14 protein-coding genes and 2 riboswitches are annotated in these 12,977 nt (G+C 40.5%); of the genes, 5 read left to right on the top strand and 9 right to left on the bottom strand.

Annotation, left to right across the window (positions count from 1 at the left end; genetic code table 11):
* Positions 1-10: 10 nt before the first annotated feature.
* Positions 11-112, bottom strand: a riboswitch (SAM riboswitch).
* Positions 113-156: 44 nt separating this feature from the next.
* A complete protein-coding gene (locus tag OIT90_RS12975; protein WP_039178065.1) occupies positions 157-1,347 on the bottom strand; it encodes a pyridoxal phosphate-dependent aminotransferase in 1,191 nt (396 codons plus the stop codon).
* Positions 1,348-1,511: 164 nt separating this feature from the next.
* Positions 1,512-1,669, top strand: a riboswitch (SAM riboswitch).
* An 80-nt stretch (positions 1,670-1,749) separates the two neighbouring features.
* Here OIT90_RS12975 and mtnK point away from each other — a divergent pair.
* Positions 1,750-2,943, top strand: coding sequence for an S-methyl-5-thioribose kinase (mtnK, locus tag OIT90_RS12980; protein ID WP_144464777.1), 1,194 nt, complete (start codon positions 1,750-1,752; stop codon positions 2,941-2,943).
* Between the two features lie 6 nt (positions 2,944-2,949).
* Positions 2,950-4,011 (top strand): S-methyl-5-thioribose-1-phosphate isomerase, encoded by a 1,062-nt coding sequence (gene mtnA / locus OIT90_RS12985; RefSeq protein WP_474892604.1) that lies wholly within the window; start codon positions 2,950-2,952, stop codon positions 4,009-4,011.
* A 24-nt stretch (positions 4,012-4,035) separates the two neighbouring features.
* Here the strand turns inward: mtnA and OIT90_RS12990 are convergent, their stop codons facing one another.
* The 3 genes from OIT90_RS12990 to OIT90_RS13000 form a co-directional block, all read right to left on the bottom strand.
* Complete coding sequence (locus OIT90_RS12990; RefSeq protein ID WP_180272401.1) at positions 4,036-4,173, bottom strand: hypothetical protein; 138 nt, start codon at positions 4,171-4,173, stop codon at positions 4,036-4,038.
* An 89-nt stretch (positions 4,174-4,262) separates the two neighbouring features.
* The gene (locus OIT90_RS12995) at positions 4,263-4,754 is read right to left on the bottom strand and encodes a methylated-DNA--[protein]-cysteine S-methyltransferase (protein WP_126681741.1); all 492 of its coding nucleotides are present in this window, start codon (positions 4,752-4,754) and stop codon (positions 4,263-4,265) included.
* Between the two features lies 1 nt (position 4,755).
* Entirely contained in the window at positions 4,756-6,966 is a 2,211-nt protein-coding gene (locus tag OIT90_RS13000) for a PAS domain-containing sensor histidine kinase (RefSeq protein WP_039178058.1), read from the bottom strand.
* A 293-nt stretch (positions 6,967-7,259) separates the two neighbouring features.
* Here OIT90_RS13000 and OIT90_RS13005 point away from each other — a divergent pair, with 293 nt between their 5' ends.
* A complete protein-coding gene (locus OIT90_RS13005; RefSeq protein WP_039178056.1) occupies positions 7,260-8,279 on the top strand; it encodes an acyltransferase family protein in 1,020 nt (339 codons plus the stop codon).
* A gap of 27 nt (positions 8,280-8,306) precedes the next feature.
* Here the strand turns inward: OIT90_RS13005 and OIT90_RS13010 are convergent, their stop codons facing one another.
* From OIT90_RS13010 to htpX, 5 genes are all read right to left on the bottom strand, one after another.
* Entirely contained in the window at positions 8,307-8,480 is a 174-nt protein-coding gene (locus OIT90_RS13010) for a hypothetical protein (RefSeq protein WP_175297136.1), read from the bottom strand.
* Positions 8,473-8,637 carry a hypothetical protein gene (locus OIT90_RS13015; RefSeq protein WP_087975542.1) on the bottom strand — a complete coding sequence of 55 codons (165 nt, stop codon included), beginning with the start codon at positions 8,635-8,637 and terminating at the stop codon, positions 8,473-8,475. Before OIT90_RS13015 ends, OIT90_RS13010 begins: the two co-directional genes overlap by 8 nt.
* Before the next feature lie 6 nt (positions 8,638-8,643).
* Positions 8,644-9,162, bottom strand: a complete 519-nt coding sequence (locus OIT90_RS13020; protein WP_474892605.1) for a DUF421 domain-containing protein — start codon at positions 9,160-9,162, stop codon at positions 8,644-8,646.
* A gap of 97 nt (positions 9,163-9,259) precedes the next feature.
* Entirely contained in the window at positions 9,260-10,606 is a 1,347-nt protein-coding gene (locus tag OIT90_RS13025) for a TrkH family potassium uptake protein (protein ID WP_084096377.1), read from the bottom strand.
* Between the two features lie 144 nt (positions 10,607-10,750).
* Positions 10,751-11,650: a protease HtpX gene (htpX, locus tag OIT90_RS13030; RefSeq protein ID WP_024424664.1), complete on the bottom strand. Its 900-nt coding sequence runs from the start codon at positions 11,648-11,650 to the stop codon at positions 10,751-10,753.
* Between the two features lie 279 nt (positions 11,651-11,929).
* On the opposite strand from htpX, the gene OIT90_RS13035 reads away from it, so the two are divergent.
* Positions 11,930-12,646: a DUF1836 domain-containing protein gene (locus tag OIT90_RS13035; protein ID WP_144495079.1), complete on the top strand. Its 717-nt coding sequence runs from the start codon at positions 11,930-11,932 to the stop codon at positions 12,644-12,646.
* Positions 12,647-12,769: 123 nt separating this feature from the next.
* Positions 12,770-12,967, top strand: coding sequence for a small, acid-soluble spore protein, alpha/beta type (locus tag OIT90_RS13040; protein WP_474892606.1), 198 nt, complete (start codon positions 12,770-12,772; stop codon positions 12,965-12,967).
* Positions 12,968-12,977: the final 10 nt, after the last annotated feature.

A 12,977-nucleotide genomic window follows, 5' to 3' on the forward strand; every position in this document is an offset into this window, starting at 1 on the left:
ATTCATCCGAATCTTATCTCTCAGCGCTTGCTGCAAGAATTAGCACCGTGCTTCATGGAAGTCGGTTGCCGGGCTTCATTGGGCTAGTCCCTCTGCCTACTCTTGATAAGAATATTCAATTTTCTTAAATATTGCCTGAATTATCGCACCATTTTTTTATGTTGTCAATGGCTTTTTTTCAAACAGCTTCAAGGCAGCGATGCGCTGAGCAGCTTCTTGTAACCGCTCCTCGCTTGTTAGAAGCCCTACTCTCACGTACCCTTCACCGTGAGCACCAAAGCCATTACCTGGCGCTACAACAACATGCGCTTTTTCTAATAATAAATCAGAAAAGGCTTCAGATGTATATCCTTCTGGCACCTTTAACCAAGCAAAAAATGATCCCTTTGGAGCACTGACTTCCCAGCCAATTTCTTTGCAGGCAGCTATCCACACATTCCGTCTTTTCTCATATCGGTCATTTTGCACCCGTACGCACGTTTGATCGCTTAATAGGGCTTCCGCTGCTGCATCCTGCGTGGCTTTAAACAACGAGACAAACAAATGATCCTGATAAAGCTCAATCGCTTCAATAACAGACGGATTCCCTGCTGCAAATCCTACTCTCCACCCTGCCATATTGTACGTTTTAGACAATGTGTAAATTTCTATTCCCGTCTCTTTCGCTCCATCTACTTGCAGAAAGCTGATCGGCTTTTCCCCATCAAACCCAATGCCGCCATATGCAAAATCATGAACAACACAAAGCTTGTGATCTTTCGCAAATGTCACGGTTTCTTCAAAAAATGAACGGCTTGCCGTAGCCCCCGTCGGATTGTTGGGGTAATTTAAGTACATTAATTTTGCCTTTTTCTTATCATCCTCAGGCAGCAAATCGTAGTCAGGTAAAAAATCATTTTTTTCAAGAAGTGGCATGGTCACCATATGAGCTCCAGCAAGTACAGCACCTGACCAATAATCAGGATAACCGGGGTCAGGGACGAGAAGCGTATCACCCGGATTCAGGAGGCATTGAGGCAGCTCAACAAGCCCTGCTTTCCCGCCAAATAAAATCGCAATTTCCGTCTTCGGATCAAGCGTAACGCCATATTCTCTTTCATAAAAAGCGGCAGCCGCCTTTTTTAATTTCGCTGTTCCACGGAATGAGGAGTATTGATGATTTTCAGGTTTTGCTACCGCTTCCTGCATGGCTTTTACAATGTGCGGAGGAGTTGGCTGATCAGGATTTCCCTGCCCCAAATTAATGATATCTGCCCCTTCCTGCACTTTTTTCTGCACCTTTTGGACAAGGGACGCAAAAAATTGTTTCGGTAATTGTTTCAACACATCTGATTGCTGGAATTCCATTTCTTCACCTTCTATTCAAGTTACGTAACAATACAATCACTGTAATGGATTGTTTTATGAATTGTAAAGCAATTTTGAAAAAAGATTGACATGTAAAGCGCAGCTCTGATAATATCTTGAATTAAGAAATGCAAACATACACGAAACAATTACATATTGATTTCTCTTATCGAGAGTTGGGCGAGGGATTTGGCCTTTTGACCCCAACAGCAACCGACCGTTAATACCACTGTGAAGTGGGGCGCAGCAAGTAACGCGCCAAGACAATTGTCTTATAGGGCACGGTGCTAATTCCATCAGACGTATGTGCTGAGAGATAAGAGAGGCTTTGAGCATACACACCATCAAGCCTCTTTCTCTCAGGAGAAAGAGGCTTTTTTATATGATTTGGAGGGGAAGCAATTGGTTACACTTACGGCATCATATGAAGAACTAACAGAAAGCTCGGCAGTTGCACTCGCAATTAGACTTGGCTTAATCCAAGAAAGCAGTCATTTGACTTGTACTGAAATCGGCGACGGGAATTTAAATTACGTCTTTCATATTTATGATCACAAACAAGAAAAAGGATTGATCATCAAGCAGGCGCTGCCTTATGCAAAGGTGGTTGGTGAGAGCTGGCCTCTTACATTAGACCGGGCAAGAATTGAAAGTGCTGCCCTGATCAAACAGTCAGAATATGCGCCGCATCTCGTACCAGCAGTCTATTATTCAGATACAGCTCTTGCAGTGACAGCCATGGAGGATCTCTCACACTTAGAAATCGTCAGAAAAGGGCTAATTGCCGGAAAACAATATCCGCATTTATCTGATCATGTTGGAGAATTTTTAGGAAAAACACTTTTTTACACATCTGACTTTGCGACAAATCCTAAAATCAAAAAACAATTTGTGAAGCAATTTACGAACCCTGACCTGTGTGATATCACAGAAAAACTCGTCTTCACAGACCCTTTCTTTGATAGTGAAACAAATGACTTCGAAGAAGAATTAAGAGAATCAGCAGAAGCGCTTTGGGCAGATCTTGAGCTGCAAGCCAAAGCAGCAGAATTGAAGCGTATCTTCCTCACATCAGCTGAAACATTGGTTCATGGAGATCTTCATACAGGCAGTATTTTTGCAAATGAGACTGAAACGAAAATCATTGATCCAGAATTCGCGTTTTACGGTCCCTTTGGATTCGATATCGGCCACTTTATCGCCAATTTGTTCCTGAATGCTTTATCTCGCGAGAATGAACACGAGCAGCAGCACCTTTTTGACCATGTCGTCAATGTATGGGCAACATTCAAAGAAGTGTTCACAAAAGCTTGGAAAGAGGACAGCATTGAAGCATTTAGTGTATCGGACAGCTTTTTAGAAACAACGTTTGATCGGATTTTAAAAGAAGCGACAGGCTTTGCCGGCTGTGAGCTTGTCCGCCGAACAATTGGCCTTGCTCATGCCGCTGATCTTGATGCGATTCCATCACCAACTAGACGGATTCAGCAGAAAAAAGCAGCACTGACACTTGGAAAAACTTTTATCAAACAATATCATGCAGTGGAAACAGCGTCTGACCTCGTCGCATTATTCCAGCCATCTGTAAAGGAGTGACGGGTTTTGTCAAAAGAATTTGAAGCCCCCCGTTCTGTCGAATGGGAAGAAAACCGTATTCACATTTTAAATCAGCAAAAATTACCGGCCGAAACCGTCTTTGAGCATTTATATACGAAAGAAGATGTGTATGATGCAATTGTGACATTAAAAGTACGCGGAGCGCCTGCGATTGGCATTACAGCAGCATTTGGACTGGCACTTAGTGCGCAAGCCATTGAGACAGAAGAAATCGATGTTTTTAAACAAGAAGTGATTCGAATCAAAGAATATTTAAACAGTGCTCGTCCAACTGCTGTGAACCTCGCCTGGGCATTAGACCGGCTGCTGCAGCGCATTCAGCGTGCAGCATCAGTAAATGCAGCTAAAACAGATCTTGTCCATGAAGCCATTCAAATTCAAATTGAAGATGAAGAAATATGCAGACAAATCGGTCAAAATGCACTTCAGCTCTTTAAATCAGGTGACCGTATCATGACCATTTGTAATGCAGGCTCCATTGCAACGAGCCGGTACGGAACAGCCCTTGCTCCCTTTTATTTAGCCAAAAAGAAAAATCTTGACCTTCACATTTATGCATGTGAAACACGCCCTGTTCTTCAAGGCGCTCGTCTGACAACATGGGAGCTCATGCAAGGCGGCGTGGATGTGACACTCATTACAGATAACATGGTCGCCCATACGATGAAAGAAAAGCAAATTTCTGCTGTCATTGTTGGAGCTGACCGTATCGCTCGTAATGGAGATACAGCGAATAAGATTGGAACGTTAGGTCTTGCCGTTCTAGCCAAGCATTTTCACATTCCGTTTTTTGTAGCAGCACCGCTTTCCACTTTTGATGTATCCACCCATGACGGGTCAGATATCCCAATTGAAGAGCGCGACCCGCTGGAAGTAAAGGAATTAAACGGTGTCCCCATTGCACCGCCCGATGTTCAAGTATTCAATCCCGCCTTTGATGTCACTCCTCATCATCTCATTTCAGGCATCATTACAGAAAAGGGAATTATCACATCGAACTATGCAGAAGAGATTGATGCTCTTTTCGCCGAAAGCATCTCCCAATGATCGCAAAAAAGCGCCGTGTTCTTGTCATTTAAGAGCACCGCGCTTTTTTGTTTCTTGATTCGTTTTTGTTAAGATTTCTTCTTTCTGTTCTTCCGTCAAAACGTTCATTTTGACACATAGTGACGTAACTGCATACACTTTACCTTTTTTGCCCCAAAACATGCCAGCGCCCTCCTTTTTCCCTCAACCAACTTTTTTAGCTTAATAAAAGGATATGTTGCTCAGGAAAAATTCGGAACAGGTCAATCGATTTATTTTTGAACAAATGGGATGCCTTCTAATTCAAGGAGGACCGCTTTCATGTCTGTCTTCGATCCTGCATAGCCCGTCAGAGACCGGTCTTTTCCAATCACCCTGTGACACGGAATAAAAATAGGTAATGCATTTCGTCTGTTAGCTTGTCCGATGGCTCTTACAGCCTTGGGATTGCCTATCGCCTCTGCAATGTCTGCATAGCTTTTTGATTCACCATATGGAATGGCCGACAATGCTCCCCACACCTGCTCTTGGAACGGAGAACCTGTTTGCTTGAGCGGGAGATCGAATACTTGACGCTCTCCCTTGAAATATTCATCCAGCTGCTTTTTCGCTTCTTGTAAGACAGGCGTATCTGCTTGCTTTAAATTCACTGCCTGCTTTTTTGCTAAAAACGGCTCATCATCAAACATCACCTCGATGATGGCATCGTCCTTTTCTAGTATGTATAATGCCCCAATGGGTGCGTGATAGACGGTATAATACACGTTACTGCTCTCCTTCTTGTTTCTGCTGCCTTAGTGGCAGCGTGAGATGGAAGACGGTTCCTACGCCTTCCTCACTTTCTACCTCAATGGTTCCTTGATGCTCTTCAATAATTTTATAACTAACCATTAACCCAAGTCCAGTTCCTCTTTCTTTCGTTGTATAAAAAGGCTCACCTAGACGCTTTAGCTTATCCTCCGCCATTCCGCAGCCTTCATCACGCAAGGAAATGACAATATGCTCCTCGCCCTTTCGCTGAATGCTCACATAGACATTTCCTTTGCGCGGCATGACTTCAATTGCATTTTTTAAAATGTTAATAAAGACTTGCTTTAATTGGTTTTGTTCACAATAAATGAGTGGAATCTCATCCAGCACATTGAGATGCATTTGAACATTGCCAAGATTCGCCTGTGCGTGCAGAAGATCCATCGTGTCTTTCACAATTTGCACCACATTTTTTTCTTCATATACAATGGCTTGCGGTTTCGCTAAAATCAAAAATTCAGTGATGATGGATTCTATTCTTTTCAGCTCTGATGTGATGACATTAAAATAGAGCGAATACTCCCCTTCAATATTTCCTTTTAATAGCTGAATGAAGCCTTTTAATGCTGTCATCGGGTTTCTAATTTCATGAGCAATTCCAGCAGCAAGCTCTCCGACCACATGAAGGGTATCTGATTTTCTCACCCGCTCTTCTAATTCCTTCCGCTCTGTCACATCTCTAAAGATGGCCAAATTCATATTATGGATAATGTTACGTTTAAAAGAGAACTCCAGTATACGCTGATCTGGATGGTTCAGTACAAACGGAACCTCATTGTCCATTTCATCTAATGACATCGCCTCGGCTGGTTGAGCCAAATTTTCAATTTGATAAGGGGCAAGGATGTGGAAAAGATTCATTTCTGTTAAATGATCGTCCTTCAATTGAAGCAGCTCGCTTGCAGATGGATTGACTTCAATGATTCGGTATTGATTATCAAAAAGAACAATGCCGTCCATTGACCCATTAAATACTTTACGGAATTTGAGCTCACTTTCGCGCAGCTCCTGCTCCATTCTTTTTCGATCACTTACATTACGTAAAATGGTTAGGTGCTGTCCTTCTAATACCGCATGTTTTGATGTAAACTCAAGCTCTTTATACTGCCCATTTGCCATTTTGAACAATAGCTCTTCCCTTATTTCATGATTGCGGATATAGCGTCTTCTTGTTGGTCTATATCTCTTATCAGATTTGACGAGAAAGTCGGTAAGTTTTTTGCCAATCAGCGAGTGCATCGGTAATTCAAAAATTCGACAGGCTGATTCATTGGCTCTCACAATCTCTCCATCATCCGCCCATATGATGATGGCATCCATTGCATTTTCGAAAATTTCTCTAAAGCGTTCTTCACTTTTTAACAGTTTCTCTTCCATCAGTCTTTTTTCTGTAATATCCCGCATGATGGACATATAAAAACCACTCATCACATTTGATGTAATGGTGAGTTCGAATAATTTTTGCTGGCCAGATTGAAGGGTAACAGGAAGCTCCCCTTTTGCTTTCCCTGTTTCTTTAAGTGACGTTAAAAGATGCTGCAAAGCTGGAAGATTATCTCCTTCAACAAATTCATGCAAATACCGATCGGTTAAATCAGTCTTTTGCAGCTCAAAGCTCTGACAAAAAGAATGATTCGCATCAATCATGCAGCCATCCTGATCAAATATGACCATCCCGTCAATGGCTCGGTCAAACAAATCTTTGAACAGCTGCTCATTCATGGAGCGTTCTCGTTCTAATATTTTTTTGGAGGAAATGTCTCGCATGACCACAATATATTGCTGATTCATGGTGTCATGCTCTGCAACAAATTCAATGTATTTTGTTTCACCACTTTCAAGCTGAATGGAGATTTCTCTTTTTAACGTACCTTTTCGAAAAAATAGATCGAGTGAGCATTCAACTTTATCTTTCGGGATGCCGTATAGGAAATCTAGAACGGATTTATTGAGGAGGTCTTCTTTCGGTGTCTGTACAAGCCTGCATGTTGCTTCGTTGGCTTGGATGATGTTGAGGTGTTGATCAAATATAAAAATGGCATCTAGCGTCTTATTTAACAGCATTTTTTGCTGCATCAACTCAGTTCGCAAATATTCGTTCTCTTTTTCTAATTTTCTGATATCTCCTGCAGGGGTTAATCTATTGCCATCGAGCGTTTCAGTCATTCTCTTACACTCCTTTTCCAGCCTCATTCCTCTACAATATTTCTACAATATTTTCATTGTTCCTTCATTCGACTCATAAAAAAAGATAACTTTTTACACGAAGACTGTCTCATTTATTTCATTTGGATGACAGGATTGTATAACAATTCACTTTTCTTACGCTTCTTTTACAACCGTTCTACAATTTCACATCAAATAGCGAATTAAGCGAAAATGTATTTTAGAATGGGGCAAATAAGGGAACAGTGCACTTAGAACATTTATGTTTGAAATCGAGCAGGAAAGGTGATGTTATGGCATCTTCACGAGATAGTTATTTTGATAATGCGAAATTCCTTCTGATTTTTCTAGTTGTTTTTGGTCATTTGTTACGATCATTCATTCACGATAATGACTGGATGCTCTATTTATACAAGTTTATTTATACATTTCACATGCCCGCCTTTATTTTAGTTTCTGGCTTTTTTGCAAAAGGGTTTAGAAAACCGGGCTTTATGAAAAAAGTCGCCGTTAAGCTGATCATCCCATATTTAATCTTTCAGGTGATCTATTCGGTTTACTATTACCTATTACAGGATCAAAGCATAACCAATTTAAATCCAATTGATCCGCAATGGTCCTTATGGTTTTTAATTAGTTTATTCTTTTGGAATTTGCTGCTTATTCCTTTTTCAAAACTACCTTTCCACTGGGCGATGATCGTCAGTTTATCGATTGCATTACTTGTCGGTTATGTGGACAGCATCAGCAATACACTCAGCTTATCACGTACGTTTGTCTTTTTGCCTATGTTTTTAGCTGGATTTTATTTAAAAAAGCAGCATTTTGAATTCATTCGTACAAGCAAAGGAAAACTGGCAGCACTTTTTGTATTAATGGCTGTCTTCCTGTTTTGCTACTTCTATGAATTTGATTATTCCTTCTTATTTGGCTCAAAGTCGTATGCTTCTCTAGGAGATGAAGGAATGATTGCGGCGATGAAACGAATGGCATGGTATTTGCTTGCATTTGGTGCTACATTCAGCTTCTTTGCATTAGTTCCAACACGCCGTTTCTTCTTTACAAAATGGGGAACAAGAACGTTATATGTTTATTTATTACATGGCTTTGTGATCAAGCTGCTAAGAACCACTTGGTTTGATGACTGGGCGCTAAATGCAGCAAGTGTTCTCATTTTATTGCTGCTGACCATTCTGTTAACCTTTACCCTGTCTAGCACTTTTGTTAAAACCGTTGCACAGCCAGTGATTGAGCTCAAAATGAACAACTTCATGCGAACGATCACCGGCAGGCAGGGGAGTTATATCAAATAAAAAACGATCCTTATTGGATCGTTTTTTCTATTTCTTATTCTGCTTACATGCAGCATCTTTCTTTGGCTTCATCAACGTATCAATCCATTTGCTGCTGTTGATATCTCCAAGCTCACTGCCAAATTCCTCTTCTAAAATATCTGGGTCCATCGGCTTTTTATGATCCTTCATCTCTTTGCTCTTCATATGCTTCTTAGTCACGAGATGCTCCCCCTTGTTTCCCTTTATGAGAATTACGGTTTGCCTGACGATCTCTTGATTGTTCGTCAAATTGGGTTTGCCCTTGATCATGTGCCATGCTTTCTGTCGGCGTCATATTATTTGTTAATGCTTCATTTTTCGCTGCTTTTCTTTTCATCTGAAATCAGTCCTTTTTTGTCAGGTTTAGTTCTTCTCTTAATTGGTCAAGGAGTTCCTTCATTTGCTTGACCGTCACTGGCTTTTCCTCAGGTTTTAACTCAAAGCCAATTTGTCCATTGGCTTCTAGCGTGGCTTTTTTGAGACAGCTGATGTCAGTGATGCCTTGCTGCTTTAAACGCATTTTAAATTGATCCCTTGTGAGCCTTATTTTCTTCAGCTTATGATCAAGCATTTCGCCATCCTGTAAAATCACGACCGATTTGCCTGAAAGCAACTTTTCAAAGAAATCAGATTGAATCGACAGCTTTTCCATAATGACAAGTGCCACAATAAAGATGGTAGCTGCATAAATGGTTTCAAGTAAATTATGCTCAATAAATGGTTGGATAATAATTGATCCGATTGAAATCATAATCACTGTTTGTTGTACAGTTAATTGACTAATGGATTTAGGCCCTGCTATTCTCAGCAGCAAGGTACCAACTAGCAGCATGACAATTGCTTTCCATAACACATCCAGCACGTCTCGTTCACCTCTTACCTATAGATTGCGAACATCCCATGTGATTTAGCCAGTTAGATATTGGAAATAAAAAAACAGCATTCAAATTGAATGCTGTTTAGCCAATGATGACGCGCTCTTTCGGATAATGATAATTCGCTTCGCTTTCTCTTCGGCCGATTAAATATAAAAAGCTTGGAATACCGATCCGTCCAATAAACATGACAATCATGATGATACATTTACCAAACACAGTGAGATCTGATGTAATCCCAAGCGACAGTCCCGTTGTTCCGAAAGCAGAGCAAACTTCAAATAAATTTTCAAGAAGTGTATTATGCTCTGTTAAGGATAACAGGAACGTAGCGCCAAAAACCAAAATAAAAGCCATCATGGTCACCATAAGGGATTTATTAATATCCGCTTGATGAAGCTCCCTCTTGAAGATTTTGATGGACTTATTTCCCCTAGCGTAATGAAACAATGCGAGTAAATTAAGGGCAAACGTAGTTGTCCGAATTCCGCCCCCCACAGAGCTTGGGGAAGCCCCGATAAACATGAGCATACATAAAAATAAAAGCGTCGGTTCGGTCAGCTGCGTAATATCTAACGTTGTCAGCCCCCCGCTTCTTGTTGCAGTCGATTGAAACAAAGAGTAAAACAAGATTTCGTGCCAGCTCTTCCCTACGAAGCTAAACCCGGCCTCTAGTGCATATATCCCAATCGCTCCAACAACGACAAGGCCGCCAAACGTGAGCGTTGTGATTTTTGTAAACAATGAGAACGATGCGTGCTTTCGGTCCTGATTGAACAAATAATCCTTCACTTCCACTAGCACAGGAAAACCAATCGCTCCAAAGATGATCAGCAGCATCGTAATAAACTGGACGAAATAATCATCTTTGTAAGGGATAAGTGAGCTCCCCGTAATATCGAAGCCCCCATTGGTTGTCGCACTAATACTCGAGAAGAAACCATGTAAGAAAGCTCCTTGCACATCATAATATTTGAGAAAATACATGCTTAAAATGAGCCCGCCGACAAACTCAATCAGTAAAATCAAATATAAGACCTGCTTCATTAGTTTTACAATTCCAGATAAATTGCTCTGGTTTTGATCTGCCATGATAAGTTTTCTTTCTTTAATCCCAATTCTTTTTCGCATGACAAGCCATACGAAGGTACCGAGCGTCATAATGCCAATGCCTCCGATTTGCAGAACAAACGCAAGGATCCACATCCCTGTCACACTAAATGTTTGTGAGGTGTCGACAACAGTCAGTCCTGTGACACTTACAGCACTCACCGCTGTAAACAAGGCATCAATGAATGTCCATTTGACTCCCTCTTGATGAGCCACTGGAAGGCTGAGAAGAATAAGCGACACGGTTACAGCAAGAAAATAATAAAGGGCAATCAACTGAAACGCTGACAGCCGGTCAATTAGCTTTTTTATAGGATTCATTGTCATTCCTTCTTTTATCTATCTTTTCGAATACCTTTATCATTTTAATGAAAAGAGACATGATTTTAAAGCTATTTTATGCTTTATTTTCTTTTTCATCAAAAAGAAAAAGACATCCTGTAAAAGAATGTCTTTTCGTCCTTCTTATTTTGCTTCCAGTCTTCTGATTCTTTCGTTTAAATCAGGGTGTGTTGAGAAAAGAGAAGCTTTTCGTTTACCGCTGATTTTTAGCGTAGCGACTGCTGTTTGATCATCATCTTTGATTCTTGACGTGTACGCCTCAAGTGAACGAAGCGCATGAATCATTTTATCTTTACCCGCAAGGTCGGCTCCGCCGCGGTCTGCATGGAATTCACGGTGTCTAGAATATGCAAACACGACAAGACTTCCTAGGATAGAAAAAATGATTTGGAAAACAATCACAGCGATAAAGTGAACAATCGGCACAAGCTCTTCACGTGAAACAAAACGGCTTGCGATCCATGCCGCAATTCTTGAAAGGAAGACAACGAACGTGTTGACGATTCCTTGAAGCAGCGTCATTGTCACCATGTCACCATTTGCAACGTGAGCAACTTCGTGGGCGATTACACCTTCAACTGCTGCATCATCCATTTCATGAAGCAATCCAGTTGATACCGCAACAAGTGATCTTCTCTTAGAAGGACCTGTTGCAAATGCATTTACTTCAGATGATTGATAAATACCAACCTCAGGCATTTTAGAAAGCCCTGCTGCTCTTGAAAGTCTGTGCACGCGGTCAACAAGCTGCTGCTCATCATAAGTTAATGAATCCTTTTCTGGATTTAACACACGTACACCCATCATCATTTTTGCCATCCAGCGAGACATTGCAAGTGACATAAACGAGCCAACAAAACCAACAACTGCACTGAATACAAGAAGATAAAGGATATTAAGTCTTCCGTCTGCTCCTATATAAGAACCAACACCAGTTGCTGCACTAATAACCGACAGTACAATACCAATCGTAGTGATAACAAGAATGTTCGTTAATATAAACAGAAATATTCTCTTACCCATACATAACCTCCGCTGTCATATTAAGTTCAAATGAACTTATTAATAAAATTATAAAAATAAACGTCTCAAATTGCAAGGAAAAAGGAATCACTTTCTCTGTTTATCATAACGGCTAAAGCCCCGTCACATCAATATTTACGACATTTGCCCCAGCATAAAAGTGAACAAATTGTGACGCGCTGGCTTTGATTTTGAGTTTATTTTGCATTTTCATCAAAAAGAGACTATGATGTTGAATTAGATCAATAATCACGTTTTGACGTACAAATGAGGTGGAACATGGTTACTTTTAAATTAACGAGAATTGACATGACAAGACTTCTGTATTCTCTAAAAGGAGAGGGAGATCTGACTCCGCTTCAGCTTTTGAAACTATCTGTAAAAAATGGCAAGGATCATGACTATGATGAATTAAAGATCCCGTCTTTTTTTGAGAAGCTTGAACGGCGGAAGCAAAAATCAGAGCATGGTCTTTCTACAAATGAAATTGTTGAGCTTGGCAATTTGTGTGAGCTGACTTCTCTTAAATCGACGGCGATTCAAAATTGGATCAAACGTGATATTAAAGATATGATTGGCCATCCAGAGCTTGGCAAAAAATACTCTATTGATCAGGTCGTTATTTTATTAATTGTCAGGGATTTAAAATCAGTTTTTGACTTCGATACCATTCGTATGATCTTATCTGCCTTATTTAACACCATCACAGATCGAACAGATGATATTATTAGTCCAATCCGTTTTTATGAAGCATATGCGCACGTCCTTGATTTTATTTATCACCATACACAATTTCCATTAAAGGAAACAAATTTACGAGAAATAACCGAGGAGCAGACAGACAAGCTCCATGACGAGTTTACAGAATTGACGAAGAGCCAATGGCATTTGATTAAAGGGATTATCAGTTCTACCGTCTTCTCTGTCTTTACTTCTCATTTGCAAAGTACAGCTCAAGAAATGATGTATAATACGCTGCAGCTGAATAAGGGATAAATAACAACCGAGGTGACTTCCATCACCTCGGCTTTTTTGTACAGCAATTGCCAGCATAATTGCACGCCGTTTTTTTCAAAATAAGAAGGCGCAACAAACATGAGGTGAAAGGAGGAATATGACATGGCAAATCGAAATCAACTTCTTGTTCCTGGAGTAGAACAAGTTTTAGATCAATTTAAATACGAGATCGCGCAAGAATTTGGCGTCACTCTCGGTTCAGATACAGTCTCACGTGCTAACGGTTCTGTTGGTGGTGAAATCACAAAAAGACTCGTTCAACAAGCTCAATCACAAATGGGCAATCAATCTAAATCATGACATGGTGAAA

This window comes from Bacillus sp. ABR, assembly GCF_056172715.1.